We start from the raw sequence: 16439 nt of genomic DNA on the forward strand, positions 1-16439 counted from the left end.
GGCCGCGCACACGATTCCGACGAGCAGGAATTCCACCCGGCGAGTCTGCCCCGTCGTCCCCGGTGATGCAAACCCATCACCCGGAGAGTCCGACTTCTGTCGCGCGGGTGCCCACCGGCGCATCAGGGGGTTTGGGGCGCCGAATTGTCGCTCGGGGCGCACCGGACGCGCCCCAAACGGGCGCGACGCGCCCCGAACCCGGTGAGGCTCGGCGCCGGACGCGTCAGGCGTCCAGGGCGGCGATGAGGTCGGTGGGCGAGGCCTGCATCGGGTGCGGGCCCGCGATGTCGAAGAAGACCGTGGTGATCTCGTCCTCGTGCGCGGCGAGGAACGCCCGCAGCCACGCCGGCGGCTGGAGCGCGACCCCGGGCGGCAGCGACGCGGGCTTGTGCGCAGCGTCGCTGAACAGCAGCAGGGCGATGTCTCCGGTCTTCGGGTCGCGGTACGTCCACACCTCGCCGACATCGAGCGGGTTGTCGCGATCGCCGGGGCGCATCAGCGGCGCCACCGTCGGGCCGTGGCGCAACGCGAAGGCAACAGCGGCCATATCCTGGGTCTGCAGCGCGTCCGCGAGTTGCGTGTTGCGGAACTCGAGCGTTTCCTTGTGCTTGTTCGCGCGCTTCTTGCCTGCCACCCATCCAGCGTAATCGCCCCGAGGACAGGTGGCGGGGCGGCCGATCAGGCGAGGAAGCCGCGCAGCAGCGCCTCCGAACCGGCGAGATGCTCGAGGATCGCCGCTTCGGCGGCATCCGGTCGTCCTGCGAGGATCGCCGTCACGATGCGCTCGTGCTGCGCGTTGGAGTGCTCGATGTTGCGCGGCAGCAGCGGGAACGTGTCGAGCCACTCGTTGACGCGGGCTCGGTTCTCCGCCGCGAGTGCGACGAGCGACGGGATGCCGGCGAGCTCGGCGATCGAGAGGTGCAGCAGCGTGTCGAGGCGGCGGTAGTCGGATGCCGATGCCTCGGCGACGACCTCGTACCGCGCCCACAGCTCGTCGCGCGTGGCGGCGTCGAGGCTTCGGGCCGCGGCGGCGCGAGCGGCGCCCGCCTCGAGTACGCGACGCAGGCCCAGGACGTCTTCGAGCTCGGCCGCCGTCACGTCGCGAGGATGCGGGGGCTGCGGAAGCGGGTCGGCGACGAACGTGCCACCGTACCGGCCGCGCCGGCGCACGAGGTAGCCGGTGTCGGCGAGTTCGCGGATCGCCTCACGCACGGTGTCCCGGCTCACCGCGTACAGCACGGCGAGCTCCCGCTCCGACGGCAGCGACTCCCCCGGCGCCACGACGCCGAGCCGGATCGTCTGCACCAGGCGCGCGACGGTGTCTTCGAGCGCGTTGCCCTCGCGCACCGGCCGGTACACGGCCCTGCGCACCTCGTGCAGCGGGGCGTCGGTCATACGGTCACCGCCCATCCCCGTTCCGAACTCAGGACCGGAAGGCGCGAAGCGCCGCGACACGCCGTTCGGGGCGCCCGTCGGGCGAAGACATCCTGAGTTCGGTACATCGCGCAGACCCTACAGGGGCGTGACGTACGCGTTGGTGATGCCGCCGTCGACGACGAACGCGGTGGCGGTGATGAACGACGCGTCGTCCGAGGCGAGGAACGCGACGGCGGCGGCGAGCTCCTCGGGCTCGGCGAAGCGGCCCATCGGCACGTGCACGAGCCGGCGCTGCGCGCGCTCGGGGTCCTTCGCGAACAGCTCCTGCAGGAGCGGCGTGTTCACCGGCCCGGGGCACAGCGCATTGACGCGGATGCCCTGCCGCGCGAACTGCACCCCGAGCTCGCGCGTCATGGCCAGCACGCCGCCCTTCGATGCCGTATACGAGATCTGGGATGTCGCCGAGCCGAGTAGCGCCACGAACGACGCGGTGTTGATGATCGATCCCGTGCCCGCCGGCACCATGTGGCGCAGTGCCGCGCGCGAGCACAGGTAGACGCTCTTGAGGTTGACGTCCTGCACACGGTCCCACGCGGGCAGCTCGGTGGTCTCGATCGAGTCGTCGTCGGCGGGCGAGATCCCCGCGTTGTTGAACGCGATGTCGATGCGTCCGAACTCCGCCGCGACGCCGTCGAACACCGCGTTGACCTGGGTCTCGTCCGCGACATCCACCGCCCGGAACACGCCGCCGACCTCGTCCGCCGCGACCTCTCCGGTCGCCGGATCGAGGTCGGCGATCACGACGCGCGCACCCTCCGCGGCGAAGCGTCGCGCGGTGGCGAGGCCGATCCCGGAGGCGCCGCCGGTGATGATCGCGACCCGGTCCTTCAATCGCTGGGTCAGGTCCATGCTCTTCCCTCTCAGTCCGTCGCGAAGAAGACGTTCTTGGTCTCGGTGAAGTGCTCCGCGGCGTCGGGGCCGAGCTCACGGCCGAGCCCTGACGCCTTCATGCCGCCGAACGGCGTCCAGTACCGCACCGACGAGTGCGAGTTCACCGACAGCACCCCGCTCTTGACGCCACGCGCGACCCGCACGGCACGGCCGAGGTTCTCGGTCCACATGGAGCCGGCGAGACCGTAGGCCGTGTCGTTCGCCAGCCGGATCGCGTCGGCCTCGTCGTCGAACGGGAGCACCGCGACGACCGGGCCGAACACCTCTTCGCGCGCGATGCGGTCTTCCGGCTCGGCGAGCACGACGGTCGGCGCGAACCAGAAGCCGTCACCCTCGGGTGCGGAGCCGCGGAAGGCGACGTTCGCCCCGTCGAGGAATCCCGCGACAGTGGAGCGGTGGGATGCCGAGATCAGCGGTCCCATCTCGGTGCCCTCGTCTGCGGGGTCGCCGACCCGCCACGCCCGCACCGCCGGCTCGAGCAGCTCGAGGAACCGGTCGTACACCTTCCGCTCGACCAGGATCCTGCTGCGCGCACAGCAGTCCTGACCGGCGTTGTCGAACACCGCTCCCGGCGCGGCGGCCGCCGCCTTCTCGAGGTCTGCGTCGGCGAACACGATGTTGGCGCTCTTGCCGCCGAGCTCGAGGGTCACGGGCTTGAGCTCGCGCGCGCAGCCGGCGGCGACATCCGTCCCCACCGACGTGGAGCCGGTGAAGACGACCTTGCGCACGTCCGGGTGCGACACGAACCGCTGCCCGACGACCGAGCCGGAGCCGGTGATCACCGTGAACAGCCCGGGAGGAAGGCCCGCCTCGAGCGCGAGCTCACCCAGGCGGATCGCGGTGAGCGGTGTGAGCTCGGCGGGCTTGAGCACGACGGCGTTGCCCGCGGCGAGCGCCGGCGCGAAGCCCCACGACGCGATCGTCATCGGGAAGTTCCAGGGCACGATGATGCCCACGACGCCGTACGGCTCGTGGAATGTCACGTCGAGCCCGCCGGCGACCGGGATCTGCTGACCGCTGAGGCGCTCCGGGGCGCCGGCGTAGAAGTTCAGCACCTGGGCGACGTGCGACGCCTCCCACCGGGCGGAGCCGATCGGGTGCCCCGAGTTCAGCACCTCGAGCCGGGCGAGCTCCTCGACGTGCGCCTCGACGACACGGGCGAAGGCACGAAGCGCGTCGGCTCGGGCCACCGGCGGCAGTGACGCCCACGAACGCTGGGCGGTGACGGCACGCGCGATGGCTGCATCCGTCTGCGCCACATCGGCGCGCGCGATCTCGCGGATCGGCTGCGCGGTCGCCGGGTTGATCACGGTGAACGTCGACGTCATGCGAGGACCCCGTTCGACGGCTGGGCGCGTTTCGTCTCGCTCGCGGTTCCTGAGCTTGACGAAGGGCGCTCGCTCAACGACCGGGAACCCGGCTGGGCGCGTTTCGTCTCGCTCGTTCCTCGCTCGCTCAACGACCGAGGACCTGACTCGGAACGTTTCGTCTCGCTCGTACCTCGCTCGCTCAACGACCGGGGACCTGACTCGGAACGTTTCGTCTCGCTCGTTCCTCGCTCGCTCGACGACCGCGAACCCGTCACGGCATACACCGACGCCTCGGCCACCAGACCGGCGAAGAGGCGGCGGTCCTCGCGGTTCTCCTCGGGGTGCCACTGCACGCCGAGGACGTACCCCTCGCCGTCGGACTCGAACGCCTGCACGAGGCCGTCGTCGGTGCGAGCGGTGGCGATGAGCCCCGCGCCCAGCTGATCGATGCCCTGGTGGTGGTAGCTGTGCACGTCGAGTCCCCCGGGTCCGACGAGTTCCGCGAGACGCGACCCCTCGTCGACGACGACCTCGTTCGTCGCGAACACACCGCCGCCGACGCGGAACCGCTCCGTGCCGAGCGCTTCGGGCAGGTGCTGGTGCAGCGTGCCGCCGCGCGCGACGTTGACGAGCTGGAGCCCGCGGCAGATCGCGAGCACCGGCATGCGGCGCTGCTCCGCCCCGCGGAACAGGGCCAGCTCCCACGCGTCGCGCTCGGGACGCGCCGGGTCGGTGAGCGGATGCCGCTGGGCGCCGTACAGCGACGGGTCGACGTCGAGCCCCCCGGTGAGGATCAGACCGTCGAGGCCCTCGAGCACCGCCGCCGCTGCGGCATCCGGCTCGGGCTGCGGCGGCAGCAGCACCGCGATGCCGCCCGACGCCGTCACCGAGTCGAAGTACTGCTGCGGCAGGAAGGCGGCGCGGACGTCCCACACCCCCTGCTTCGCCTGCTCGAGGTAGGTCGTCAGGCCGATGACCGGCCGGCGCCCTTCGCCACTAGAGCCGTTCGAAACCACGGACCCTCTCCCAATCGGTCACGGCCGCGTCGTAGGCCTCGATCTCGATGCGCGCCTGGTTCAGGTAGTGGTCGACCATGTCGTCGCCGAAGGCGGCGCGAGCGATGGCCGACTCGTCGAACAGCTGCGCGGCCTCGCGCAGCGTCGTCGGCAGGTGGTCGACGCCGGACGTGTACGCGTTGCCCTCGAGCCGGTCGGGCAGCGGGAGCTCATGCTCGATGCCGTGCAGGCCGCCGGCGATGATCGCCGCGATGCCGAGATACGGGTTGACGTCGCCGCCGGGCACCCGGTTCTCCACCCGGAGCGACTGACCCCGACCGATGACCCGCAGTGCGCACGTGCGGTTGTCGATCCCCCACGCGATGCCGGTGGGAGCGAACGAGCCCTTCGCGAACCGCTTGTACGAGTTGATGTTCGGGGCGAACAGCAGCGTGAACTCCCGCAGGGTGGCGAGGATGCCGGCGATCCAGTGCTCCATGAGCGGGCTGAAGCCGTGCTCGCCGTCGCCCGCCATCACGGGATCGCCGGCGACCGACCGCACCGAGAGGTGGATGTGGCAGCTGTTGCCCTCGCGCTCGTTGAACTTCGCCATGAAGGTCAGCGCCTTGCCGTGATGCTCGGCGATGGCCTTCGCGCCGTTCTTGTAGATGGCGTGCTGGTCGGCGGTCTCCTGCACCTCGGCGTAGCGGAACGCGATCTCCTGCTGGCCGAGGTTGCACTCGCCCTTGACGCCCTCGGTGTACAGGCCGGCGCCATCCATCGACAGACGGATGTCGCGCAGCAGCGGCTCGAGACGGCCCGAGGCGAGCAGGTCGTAGTCGACGTTGTAGTCGGTCGACGGGGTGAGCTCGCGGTAGCCCTTGGCCCAGGCATCCCGGTACGTGTCGTCGAAGACGATGAACTCCAGCTCGGTGCCCGAGAATGCCACCAGACCTCGGTCGGCGAGCCGGGTGCGCTGGCGGTTCAGGATGTCGCGGGGCGACTGCACGACGGGCTCGCCGTTGTCCCATGTGAGGTCCGCCATGACCAGCGCCGAGCCCGGGAGCCACGGGATACGGCGGAGCGTCGCGACATCGGGTCGCAGCATCATGTCGCCGTACCCGGTCTCCCAGCTCGACATCGCGTAGCCGTCGACGGTGTTCATGTCGACGTCGACCGACAGGAGGTAGTTGCACGCCTCCGCGCCGTGCGGAAGCACCTCCTCCTGGAAGAGGCGCGCCGAGACGCGCTTGCCGACCAGGCGCCCCTGCGCATCGGCGAAGGCGACGACGACGGTGTCGATGTCGCCCGCGGCGATTCCGGCGTTCAGCTGCTCGACCGTGAGGTTGCCCGGCATCCGTTCCTCCTCCTGTGTCGACGTGCGACGAGACTCGTGAGCGCTGTCCCCCGAACCGCGTTCACCCGCACACTCTAACCAAAATCCGTTTCAAAGGTAGACACAGCCCACCAATAGGCGCCACAATCGGCGGAAAGCGCGTCCGCGCACCCGAGCGCACCCCCTTCGCTAATCCTTGGAGGACCGATGTCCCAAGCGAGCAGTGCACCACAGCCGGAGTCACCGGCATCCCACACCGACAGTTCGTCGAAGGTCGCCGGGGCGACCTATAGGCGAGCCGGTCAGGACTATTTCCAGAAGCGCACCCTGAAGCGCTCGGCCGGCGTCTGGGGCCTGTGGGGCCTCGCCGTCGCCGCCGTCATCTCGGGCGACTTCTCGGGATGGAACTTCGGAATCGGCTTCGCCGGCTTCGGCGGCATGCTCATCGCCTTCGCCATCCTCGTCGTCATGTACTACGGCATGATCTTCTCGATCGGCGAGATGGCGGCCGCGATGCCGCACACCGGCGGCGCGTATTCGTTCGCGCGATCCGCGATGGGGCCGTGGGGCGGCCTGGTCACCGGCGCCGCCGAGACGATCGAGTACGTCGCGACGACCGCGGTCATCGTGTACTTCTCCGCGTCTTACGCGGACGCCATCACCAGCGAGCTGCTGAGCTTCTCGATGCCGACGTGGGTGTGGTGGATCATCCTCTACGCGGCCTTCATCGCGCTGAACGCCGCCGGCGCCGCGATCTCGTTCAAGTTCGCGATCGTCGTGTCGATCATCTCGATCGCCATCATCCTGGTGTTCTCGGTGATGGCGCTCTTCTCCGGCCAGTTCAGCTGGGACAAGCTGTTCGACATCGCGCCCGATCCCGGCCAGAGCGCGTTCCTGCCGCACGGCGTGATCCCGATCCTGTTCGCCCTGCCCTACGCGATGTGGTTCTTCCTCGGCATCGAGGAGCTGCCGCTCGCGGCGGAGGAGTCGCACAACCCCGAGCGCGACATCCCGCGTGCCGGCTTCATCGCCCGCACGACCCTCATCGTCACCGGCCTGCTCGTGCTGTTCCTGAACACCGGCGTCGTGGGCGCCGAGGCGACCGGCAGCGCGGGCGAGCCGCTGCTCGACGGCTTCCGGGCGATCGTCGGCGACGAGCTGGCGGCCGTGCTCGCCCTGTTCGCCCTCATCGGCCTGCTCGCTTCGCTGCAGGGCATCATGTTCGCCTACGGGCGCAACATGTACTCGCTGTCCCGGGCGGGCTATTACCCGAAGTTCCTGTCGCTCACCGGCAAGCGTGCGACCCCGTGGGTCGCGCTCGTGGTGGGCGCGGTGATCGGCTTCATCGCCCTCGTGCTCGTCGACTCGCTCGGCGGCACCGGCGGCGTGGCCGGAGCGATCGTGCTGAACATCGCGATCTGGGGAGCGGTCATCGCCTACGCGCTGCAGATGACGTCGTACGTGATCCTGCGCCGCAAGTACCCGAACGCGAATCGTCCGTACCGCAGCCCGTGGGGCATCCCGGGTGCCGTCATCGCGGGCGCCGTCTCGGTGCTGATCTTCTTCGGCTTCTTCATCAACGAGCCGGCGCGGCCCGCCATCGTCGCGATCGCCATCGTCTACGTCGTGATCCTCGTCGGATTCGCGGTCTACTTCCGCCACCGTCTCGTGCTCTCTCCGGAAGAGGAGTACGCCCTCTCGGGCGGGAAGCACGGCGACCCGCAGGCGGAGGGGTACGACGCGATGGAGACCGAGGTGTTCGGCGACAAGCCCTAGCGGAGTTCGGCCAGAACCTCACGTGGGGAAGAGGAGCGGGGCGGTCTGGGGGCCGCCCCGCTTCGTCGTTCGCGCTCCTCAGTACAGGAGGAACTGCTTCGGCTCGGTCGACGCGATGCCGCCGATCTCGACCGAGAGGTGGTACGACGCGCCGCCGCCGGGTGCCAGCGGGCGGTTGCCGTCGGCGCAGGTGCCGACGGCCGAGCGGGTCCGGTCCCACGTGAGAGGAGCGGCACTCGACACCGTCTGGCCGGCGGCGATCAGCACCACCATGTCGCTCGGCTCGCTCTGGCAGTCGGTCGAGCGCCACCAGACGTCGTCGCCGCTGGTGACCGTGAACGACTGCGCGGTGGTGCCCACGTTGAGGGTGCAGTCGGCGCCGTTGTTGGTGAGGCTGATCGAGAACTGCGGGTTCTGGTCACCCGCGTAGGTGTCGGCGCTCGTCACGGCCTCGACCGTGATCTCGCTCGCGACGCAGGGCAGCGCTGCCGGGGTCGCACCGGGAGTCGGCGTCGCACCTTCGACCACCGCGCCCTCGACGGCGCCGGTCTCGGTGCCGCCGGTGGTCGCCTGCCCGGACGGCACCGGAAGGGATTCGGCTGTGCTCTGCGTCTGCCCGGGGTCGGGCTTCTCCGACGAGTCCGTCGCGGCGACCGCCCAGGGCTGGGCGACGAGGAGCCAGACGACGCCCGCGATCACCAGCAGGGCGATCAGCAGCACGACAAGACGCCGTCGACGGTACACCGCCCGAGAGGGGCGACGTCGCGGAGTGGTGCCGGTCATGCTGACAGGTTAACCGCGGCGCCTGTGTTCTCCGGTCGGCGCGCCCCGCATCCGGCGAGCCGGTGCCCGCCGGCATTGCGAACAGGGTCAGAGGCGCTTCATCATGCGGGTGTTGCCGAGGGTGTTCGGCTTCACGTGCGCCAGGTCGAGGAACTCGGCGACGCCCTCGTCGGGCGAGCGGATGAGCTGGGAGTACACGTCCGGGTCGACGACCTGCTCGCCGATCGGCTCGAAGCCGCGTCGCGTGAAGAAGTCCACCTCGAATGTCAGGCAGAACAGGCGAGACAGGCCGAGGGCTCGGGCGTTCTCCTCGAGGGCCTCGACGATCCCCCGGCCCACGCCGTGGTGCAGCCAGCCGTCCGCGACGATCAGCGTACGGACCTCGCCGAGGTCCTCCCACATGACGTGCAGCGCGCCGCAGCCGATGAGCTCGCCGTCCGCATCCTCGGCGACGAGGAACTGCTGCGTCGCCTCGTAGAGGACGACCAGATCCTTGCCGAGCAGGATGCGCCGCTGCACGAACGGCTCGAGGAGCGCCTGGATGCGGCGGACGTCGCGCGTGCGCGCGGGCCTGACCGTGAACTCTGCCACCCGTCCAGCGTAGATGCCCACCCTCGGTCGTTGAGCGAGGGAGCGCCCGCGACCGAGACGAAACGTCGCTGGCCGGGTGCGGAGCATTTCGTCTCGCTCGTTCCTCGCTCGCTCAACGACCGGGATCGCGGTGCACGCCCCACACCCGGAACGACGAAGAGCGGATGCCGCAGCCTGTGGCCGCGGCATCCGCTCTTCGTGAACCAACCGGTCCCTGAGCTTGTCGAAGGGTTACGCGTTCGCCGCGAGGTCGGGCGTGGCGGTGATCTCGCCGTTGTGAACGACGCCCACCGCGACCTTGTCGCCGCGAGGACCGTGCTCGAAAGCGAACTCGCCGTTCTCGACGTCGACCTTCACGTGGTCGCCCGCGTCGAGCTCGCCGTGCAGGATCTTCTCCGACAGGCGGTCCTCGACCTCGCGCTGCATGGCGCGACGCAGCGGACGGGCGCCGAGCGCCGGGTCGAACCCGATCTCGATCAGCTTGTCCTTCGCGGCATCCGACAGCTCGATCGTCATGTCGCGGTCGAGCAGCCGCTCGCCGAGGCGCTTGGTGAACAGACCCACGATCTGGCGCAGCTCATCCTTGTCGAGCTGCGGGAAGACGATGATGTCGTCGACGCGGTTCAGGAACTCGGGCTTGAAGTTGCGCTTGAGCTCTTCGTTGACCTTGCCCTTCATCCGCTCGTAGGTGGTGCCGCTGTTGCCCTCGACCTGGAAGCCGACCGGCCCGCCGGCGATCGCCGACGAACCGAGGTTCGTCGTCATGATGATCACCGTGTTCTTGAAGTCGATCACCCGACCCTGACCGTCGGTCAGGCGACCCTCTTCGAGGATCTGCAGGAGCGAGTTGAAGATATCGGGGTGGGCCTTCTCGATCTCGTCGAAGAGCACGACCGAGAACGGCTTGCGCCGCACCTTCTCGGTGAGCTGGCCGCCCTCTTCGAATCCGACGAATCCGGGAGGGGCTCCGAACAGGCGCGACACGGTGTGCTTCTCACCGAACTCCGACATGTCGAGCGCGATCAGCGCGTGCTCGTCGTCGAAGAGGAACTCGGCGAGCGCCTTGGCGAGCTCGGTCTTTCCGACGCCCGTGGGGCCGGCGAAGATGAACGAGCCCGACGGACGCTTCGGGTCCTTGAGGCCCGCGCGCTGGCGGCGGATCGTCTTCGACAGAGCGGCGATCGCCTCCTCCTGGCCGATGACGCGCTGGTGCAGCGCCTTCTCCATGAAGACGAGACGGCTCGACTCCTCCTCGGTCAGCTTGAAGACCGGGATGCCGGTGGCCTGGGCGAGCACCTCGGCGATCAGGCCCTCGTCGACGACCGCGTGGGTCGCGACGTCGCCCGAACGCCACTGCTTCTCGAGGCGCAGGCGCTCGGCGAGGAGGGACTTCTCCTCGTCGCGCAGCGACGCGGCCTTCTCGAAGTCCTGCTCCTCGGAGGCGAGCTCCTTGTCTTCGCGCACCTTGGCGATCTTCTCGTCGAACTCGCGCAGCTCGGGCGGGCTGGACAGGATCGACAGTCGCAGGCGGGCGCCGGCCTCGTCGATCAGGTCGATGGCCTTGTCGGGAAGGAAGCGGTCCGAGATGTAGCGGTCGGCGAGGTTCGCCGCCGCGACGATCGCGCCGTCCGTGATCTGCACCTTGTGGTGCGCCTCGTAGCGGTCGCGCAGCCCCTTCAGGATGTTGATCGCGTGGGGCAGGCTCGGCTCGGCGACCTGGATCGGCTGGAAGCGGCGCTCGAGCGCGGCATCCTTCTCGAAGTGCTTGCGGTACTCGTCCAGCGTGGTGGCACCGATGGTCTGGAGCTCGCCACGGGCGAGGAGCGGCTTCAGGATCGACGCGGCGTCGATCGCGCCCTCGGCGGCGCCCGCACCCACCAGGGTGTGGATCTCGTCGATGAAGACGATGATGTCGCCGCGCGTGCGGATCTCCTTGGTGACCTTCTTCAGGCGCTCCTCGAAGTCACCGCGGTAGCGGGACCCGGCGATGAGCGAGCCGAGGTCGAGCGAGTAGAGCTGCTTGTCCTTGAGCGTCTCGGGCACGTCGCCCTTGACGATCGCCTGCGCGAGGCCCTCGACGACCGCCGTCTTTCCGACACCGGGCTCGCCGATGAGGACGGGGTTGTTCTTGGAGCGGCGCGACAGGATCTGCATGACGCGCTCGATCTCCTTCTCGCGCCCGATCACCGGGTCGAGCTTGTTGTCGCGCGCGGCCTGCGTGAGGTTGCGGCCGAACTGGTCGAGCACCTGCGAGCCGCCCTGGGTGGTCCCCTGGGTCTGCTCGCCCGCGCCGCTGGCGACGCCCGCGGGCTCCTTGCCCTGGTAGCCCGAGAGCAGCTGGATGACCTGCTGTCGCACCTTGTTGAGGTCGGCGCCGAGCTTGACGAGCACCTGTGCGGCGACGCCCTCGCCCTCGCGGATGAGACCGAGCAGGATGTGCTCGGTGCCGATGTAGTTGTGGCCGAGCTGCAGCGCTTCGCGCAGAGACAGCTCGAGCACCTTCTTGGCGCGCGGCGTGAACGGGATGTGGCCGGTCGGCTGCTGCTGGCCCTGGCCGATGATGTCCTGCACCTGCTCGCGCACGGCGTCGAGCGAGATGCCGAGGCTCTCGAGGGCCTTGGCGGCGACGCCCTCACCCTCGTGGATGAGACCGAGCAGGATGTGCTCGGTGCCGATGTAGTTGTGGTTCAGCATCTTCGCCTCTTCTTGGGCGAGGACGACGACACGACGGGCACGGTCCGTGAATCTCTCGAACATCATTCACTCCTCCAGGGCGATGCGGGTCTGCTGAGCCCACTTCGCCATACATCGAGGGTAACGACGCGGTCGAGAGTGCATGGCCGTGTTCGCCGTGGGCATAGCGCGCCCCTCCCGACATACGAGACGGCAGGATGCCTTGCGCTGAGGCATCCGTGTGGCATATCGTTTCTCGATAACAACGTTTATCGATATGGAATGGTGATTCCGATGTCCTCGACAACACGCCCTCACGTCTCGCGCGGCGAAGGCTTCAGCCTCGGCCTCATCGCGACGGGCGCGATCAGCGTCGCGGTGGCGGCCCTGGTGGCCGTCGTCCGCGGCGCCTACGCGATCTTCGGAAGCGCCCCGACGGTCCGGATGCCGGTGACCGGCGGCGACATGCCCGATCTCGCCGGCGTCGCGGAGATCTCCGCTGCGGCATACGCGTCGGCCGACGTCACATTCACCGCGTTGCCCGGTGCGGTGAGCTGGATGCTGTGGCTGGAGCTCGCCCTGCCCGCGCTCGCCACGATCGGCGTCTGCATCGTCGCCTGGTGGCTGGGCGTCTCGCTCATGCGGGCACGCCCGTTCCGCCGCGCGATGTCGACCGCGATCGGCGTGGTCGCCATCCTCGTCATGGTCGGCGGAGTGCTCGGTCAGGTGCTCGGCGCGTTCGGGCGGGCGCTCCTGGTGGAAGACCTCGCCGCGACCTCGCCGGAGGTGACCGACGTCTTCGGCACGTTCATCCTGGAGCTGAATCTCGCACCCGTCGGCTGGGGCTTCGCCCTGGCGCTCGTCGCCGGGTCGTTCGCCATCGGCGCGCGCCTCCAGCGCGAGACGGAAGGCCTGGTGTGATGCCCGAGACGACGACCAAGGAACGCAACGACATCATCTCGACCCTCGTGGTCGCCGGCGTGGTCGCGGCGATCGTCGTCGTGGCGTCGGTGTTCCGGTGGCTCGAGACGTTCAGCCGCGAAGGAATCTCGGTCCCGGTGCCCTTCGCCGGCGTGCCCGCCGACTTCGCGCCGGGAGACGGCCTGCCCGTGACGACGGTGCGGGTGACGGAAGGCGACGTCATCGCCGTGGGCGTCAACGCGCTGTCCACGGTCTCGATCGGCGCGTCGATCATCGTGGGCACGGTCGCATGGCTCGTGGTGATCGCGCTCTTCGGCATTCTGGCGCTGCGGTTCCTCAGAGGACGCTTCTTCGACCCGACCAATCCGCGCCTGCTCGACACCGCAGGCTGGACGATGTTCGCCGGCGCCCTGGCGGTCTACTTCCTCGACACGTTCGGACGCAACGGCGTCCTCGCCGCCGCGGGGCTCGGCGAGTTCCAGCCGAGCTCCTGGGCGATCACGGCGTCGTTCATCCCGATCTGGATCGCCGCGACGGTGCTCGGCCTGATCTCGCTCGCGTTCCGCCGCGGCATCCGCATGCAGCGCGACACGGATGGGCTCGTATGAGTCCCGCCGAGGACGAGGGGCCCTCCGGGGTCCATTGCCGGCTCGACGAGCTCCTGCTCGAGCGCGGCATGACGCTCACGCGCCTGTCGGAGCTGGTCGGCGTATCGGTGGTGAACCTGTCGATCCTCAAGAACGACCGGGCCCGCGCCATCCGCTACTCGACGCTGTCGGCGATCTGCCGGGCCCTCGACTGCGAGATCGGCGACCTGCTCGTGCGCGCCGACTGAGGGATTCCGGATGCCGCGGGCCGCGGCATCCGGGATCACTGGCGTCAGTTGGGGGAGATGGGGATGCGGACGTTGTCGAACTCGGCGCCGGTGAGGATCGCGAAGATCTCGGCGTCCTCGTCTTCGAGGCCATTGACCGCCGTGACGACGCCGCGCGGCGCCATGTCCATGGTGCAGACCTGGTCGGCGGGCGGGGTCACGAAGGTCACCGTGACCTCGGTGGCGCTCGTCGCCTCGGTGTTCTCGATCGCGGGAGCGCACGAGGACGAGCCCCACGACAGGATCACGAACTGGCCGTCGACGTCCGTCCAGCCGGCGCTCGGCAGGTAGTCGGTCTCACCGCCGACGGCGAGCCCGGGGACGCCTTCGAGGTCGGTGTCGCCGTGCCAGCCATCGCCGGTCACCTCGATCTCGACGCCCTCGGCGGGGTCGACGCCCTCGGGGGTTCCGACGAGGGAGACCCGCGGGACGAGGTCACGCGTGCAGGCGGTGTCGCCCTCGGCGTCGACGAGCGTGACCGTCATCACACCGTTCGCGTAGGTCGCCTCCTCGGCGATGGGCACGCACGTGGAGCTGCCCTGCGTGACGATGCCGACCATGCGGCCGCCGTCGAGCCACGCCGCGTCGACCTCCTGCTCGGTGCTGTCATCGTCCTTGGCGGTCGCGGACGACGACGGCGTTCCGCCGGAGCCGGCAGGCGACGCACACGCGGTCAGGAGTCCGGCGGCGAGCAGCGCGAGGCCGATTCCGGCGACGAGGGAACGGGAGCGGATGGGCATGCGAGAGCCTCCTCGAGATTCGCGGAGGCCATCACCCGCGGCATCCGTCACCCTTATGGTGTCGCAACCGGGGCGGAAATCTCAGTAACGACGGTCACGCGCCGGTCACGATCCGCCGAGAGAACGCCTCATTGCAGCGCCGAGGTGAGCCGGGCCAGGTTGTCGAGCACGGTCGATCGGAGCGGCTGCTTCTCCCACTCCTCGAGAGTCAGCTCGCGGCTGAGCGAGCGATACATGTCCTCCACAGTCCGCATCTCGCGCACGAATTCCTCGCCGCGCACGAACAGCGAGATCTCCATGTTGAGACCGAAGGAGCGCATGTCCATGTTGCTCGACCCGATGATCGCCACCTCGTCGTCGATGGTGAGGCTCTTCGTGTGCAGAATATAGGGCTTCTCGTACATCCAGATCTTGACGCCCGCCCGCAGCAGCGCCTCGTAGTAGCTGCGCTGTGCGTGGTAGACGATCGCCTGGTCGCCCTCCTCCGACACGAACAGCTCGACATGGATGCCGCGCTGGCACGCCGTCGTGATCGCGAGCAGCAACGCCTCGTCGGGCACGAAGTACGGGCTGACCACGATGATCTTCCGCTGCGCGGCGTAGAGCAGGCCGGCGAAGAGCTTGAGGTTGTTCTGGAATTCGAAGCCCGGACCCGACGGCACGATCTGGCAGTCGAGGTCTCCTGGCCCGCTCGTCACGTCGAAGAGGTCGATCTGCTCGGTGAGGACCTCGTCGGTCTCGCTGTACCAGTCGCTCAGGAAGACGGCGTTGACCGATGCCACGACCGGGCCCTCGATGCGCGCCATGAGGTCGACCCAGTGCAGACCGCGGCGGATGTTCTTGCGCAGGTTGTACGTGGAGTCGGTCACGTTCTGCGACCCGGTGAACGCGACGCGCCCGTCGACCACGAGCAGCTTGCGGTGGTTGCGCAGATCAGGGCGCTGGTACTTGCCGCGCAGCGGCTGCACGGGCAGCATCAGATGCCACTGCGCGCCCATCGCGCTGAGCCGCTTCAGCGTCCGCCGGTAGTGCGGCTTGCCGCGGTTCGCCCAGTGGTCGAGCAGCACGCGCACCGTCACACCGCGTTCAGCCACCTCTTCCATGGCCCGGAAGAAGTTGTCGGTCGCGGCATCCGCCTGGAGGATGTAGAACTCGACGTGGACGAAGCGCTCCGCCTGACGGATCGCGTCGGCCATCGCATCCAGGCTCTCCTGGTAGACGGGGATCAGGTGCGCTGCGTTGTCGCCCGCGAGGGGCATGGCGCCGAGGTTGCGGTTCAGCGTGACCAGCGACGTGAACCAGGACGGGGCGTGCGGGCGCAGCGTGCCGAAGTCGAGCGACGCGCTGGTGTCGTGGATGTAGTCGTTGATGCGCTCCTGCTTGCGCCGCCGCTTGCGCGGCAGTCGTGGGTTGCCGATCAGCAGGAAGAGGAACACGCCCACGATCGGGATGAAGTAGATCGCGAGCAGCCACGCCATCGCGGCCGTCGGACGCCGGTTGCGCGGGACGATGATGATCGCCGTGACACGGATCACGATGTCGACGATGAAGACGAGCACCACCCACCACGTCGCATCGAACGTGATGGTGATCATCGAGCGGGGCCTCTCGGCGAGGGTCGGCGGACCGGATCGATCGAACGGACCGGCGGATCGGACAGTGTGCTCACACTATCGGGGGTGACGGACGCCGCCTCGCACGCGGGAGTGTCGGGCGCCCAGGTGCGGCGGCATGCAGCGTCGTCGCGCGCCGCATGCGGCGCGCGGCGGGGTGCGCGTCAGCCGTCTGCGGAGGTGGAGCCGGAGGCGACCGGCGGGAGTCCGCGCTTGGCGCGCTCCTCGGCCTCGACCTTCGCGTACACGCGCCGTTCGGTGCGGTCGGCGCGGATGATGCTGCGGAGCACGAAGAAGAAGATCAGCGACACGAGGACGGTCGGCAAGAGCGTCCAGAGCGCCGCGACCCAGTAATCCATGCCTCCAGGATACGCGGTGCGGGTATCCCCTTCCTCCCCAGGAGTTGCACGCAGGCGGACGACCGCACGTTCTCCACACACGCGGCTCCCTTCCTCCACAGAAGGCCCCGAGTGAGACGTACTCGCGGGCTTCGACAGCT

16 protein-coding genes are annotated in these 16439 nt (G+C 69.1%); 4 read left to right on the forward strand and 12 right to left on the reverse strand.

What is annotated here, in order from left to right; translation table 11 throughout:
• Window positions 1–223: 223 nt before the first annotated feature.
• The 6 genes from ACI3KX_RS08585 to ACI3KX_RS08610 all read right to left on the reverse strand — a co-directional run bounded on the left by ACI3KX_RS08585 (window position 224) and on the right by ACI3KX_RS08610 (window position 5990).
• Window positions 224–634 (reverse strand): dehydrogenase, encoded by a 411-nt coding sequence (locus ACI3KX_RS08585; protein WP_363356544.1) that lies wholly within the window; start codon window positions 632–634, stop codon window positions 224–226.
• Window positions 635–678: 44 nt separating this feature from the next.
• On the reverse strand, window positions 679–1395 hold the full coding sequence (locus ACI3KX_RS08590) for a FadR/GntR family transcriptional regulator (RefSeq protein ID WP_404909416.1): 717 nt from the start codon (window positions 1393–1395) through the stop codon (window positions 679–681).
• A 117-nt stretch (window positions 1396–1512) separates the two neighbouring features.
• Window positions 1513–2286 carry a 3-oxoacyl-ACP reductase gene (locus ACI3KX_RS08595; protein ID WP_349426040.1) on the reverse strand — a complete coding sequence of 258 codons (774 nt, stop codon included), beginning with the start codon at window positions 2284–2286 and terminating at the stop codon, window positions 1513–1515.
• An 11-nt stretch (window positions 2287–2297) separates the two neighbouring features.
• Complete coding sequence (locus ACI3KX_RS08600) at window positions 2298–3656, reverse strand: aldehyde dehydrogenase family protein (protein ID WP_404909417.1); 1359 nt, start codon at window positions 3654–3656, stop codon at window positions 2298–2300.
• Window positions 3653–4654 (reverse strand): gamma-glutamyl-gamma-aminobutyrate hydrolase family protein, encoded by a 1002-nt coding sequence (locus ACI3KX_RS08605; protein ID WP_404909418.1) that lies wholly within the window; start codon window positions 4652–4654, stop codon window positions 3653–3655. Before ACI3KX_RS08605 ends, ACI3KX_RS08600 begins: the two co-directional genes overlap by 4 nt.
• The gene (locus tag ACI3KX_RS08610; RefSeq protein WP_404909419.1) at window positions 4635–5990 is read right to left on the reverse strand and encodes a glutamine synthetase family protein; all 1356 of its coding nucleotides are present in this window, start codon (window positions 5988–5990) and stop codon (window positions 4635–4637) included. The genes ACI3KX_RS08605 and ACI3KX_RS08610 overlap by 20 nt, the downstream gene beginning before the upstream one ends.
• A 186-nt stretch (window positions 5991–6176) precedes the next feature.
• Here ACI3KX_RS08610 and ACI3KX_RS08615 point away from each other — a divergent pair, with 186 nt between their 5' ends.
• Window positions 6177–7745, forward strand: coding sequence for an amino acid permease (locus ACI3KX_RS08615; RefSeq protein ID WP_404909420.1), 1569 nt, complete (start codon window positions 6177–6179; stop codon window positions 7743–7745).
• Between the two features lie 78 nt (window positions 7746–7823).
• Here the strand turns inward: ACI3KX_RS08615 and ACI3KX_RS08620 are convergent, their stop codons facing one another.
• The 3 genes from ACI3KX_RS08620 to ACI3KX_RS08630 all read right to left on the reverse strand — a co-directional run bounded on the left by ACI3KX_RS08620 (window position 7824) and on the right by ACI3KX_RS08630 (window position 11876).
• A complete protein-coding gene (locus ACI3KX_RS08620) occupies window positions 7824–8528 on the reverse strand; it encodes a hypothetical protein (RefSeq protein WP_404909421.1) in 705 nt (234 codons plus the stop codon).
• Window positions 8529–8615: 87 nt separating this feature from the next.
• Entirely contained in the window at window positions 8616–9119 is a 504-nt protein-coding gene (locus ACI3KX_RS08625) for an amino-acid N-acetyltransferase (protein ID WP_404909422.1), read from the reverse strand.
• 231 nt (window positions 9120–9350) lie between these two features.
• Complete coding sequence (locus ACI3KX_RS08630) at window positions 9351–11876, reverse strand: ATP-dependent Clp protease ATP-binding subunit (RefSeq protein ID WP_349426032.1); 2526 nt, start codon at window positions 11874–11876, stop codon at window positions 9351–9353.
• A gap of 210 nt (window positions 11877–12086) precedes the next feature.
• Between ACI3KX_RS08630 and ACI3KX_RS08635 the strand changes: the two genes are divergently transcribed.
• From ACI3KX_RS08635 to ACI3KX_RS08645, 3 genes are read left to right on the forward strand one after another with little or no spacing between them, the layout of a single operon-like run.
• Window positions 12087–12713 (forward strand): hypothetical protein, encoded by a 627-nt coding sequence (locus tag ACI3KX_RS08635; RefSeq protein ID WP_363356536.1) that lies wholly within the window; start codon window positions 12087–12089, stop codon window positions 12711–12713.
• Window positions 12713–13321: a hypothetical protein gene (locus tag ACI3KX_RS08640; RefSeq protein ID WP_404909423.1), complete on the forward strand. Its 609-nt coding sequence runs from the start codon at window positions 12713–12715 to the stop codon at window positions 13319–13321. Before ACI3KX_RS08635 ends, ACI3KX_RS08640 begins: the two co-directional genes overlap by 1 nt.
• Window positions 13318–13548: a helix-turn-helix domain-containing protein gene (locus ACI3KX_RS08645; RefSeq protein ID WP_363356533.1), complete on the forward strand. Its 231-nt coding sequence runs from the start codon at window positions 13318–13320 to the stop codon at window positions 13546–13548. The genes ACI3KX_RS08640 and ACI3KX_RS08645 overlap by 4 nt, the downstream gene beginning before the upstream one ends.
• Before the next feature lie 44 nt (window positions 13549–13592).
• Here the strand turns inward: ACI3KX_RS08645 and ACI3KX_RS08650 are convergent, their stop codons facing one another.
• The 3 genes from ACI3KX_RS08650 to ACI3KX_RS08660 form a co-directional block, all read right to left on the reverse strand.
• Window positions 13593–14327: a hypothetical protein gene (locus ACI3KX_RS08650; protein ID WP_404909424.1), complete on the reverse strand. Its 735-nt coding sequence runs from the start codon at window positions 14325–14327 to the stop codon at window positions 13593–13595.
• A gap of 128 nt (window positions 14328–14455) precedes the next feature.
• Window positions 14456–15922, reverse strand: coding sequence for a cardiolipin synthase (gene cls, locus ACI3KX_RS08655; RefSeq protein ID WP_349426027.1), 1467 nt, complete (start codon window positions 15920–15922; stop codon window positions 14456–14458).
• 182 nt (window positions 15923–16104) lie between these two features.
• Window positions 16105–16299 carry a hypothetical protein gene (locus tag ACI3KX_RS08660; protein WP_349426026.1) on the reverse strand — a complete coding sequence of 65 codons (195 nt, stop codon included), beginning with the start codon at window positions 16297–16299 and terminating at the stop codon, window positions 16105–16107.
• Window positions 16300–16439 lie beyond the last annotated feature (140 nt).

The sequence above is a fragment of the Microbacterium sp. ZW CA_36 genome, from assembly GCF_044987475.1.
Lineage (GTDB): Bacteria > Actinomycetota > Actinomycetes > Actinomycetales > Microbacteriaceae > Microbacterium.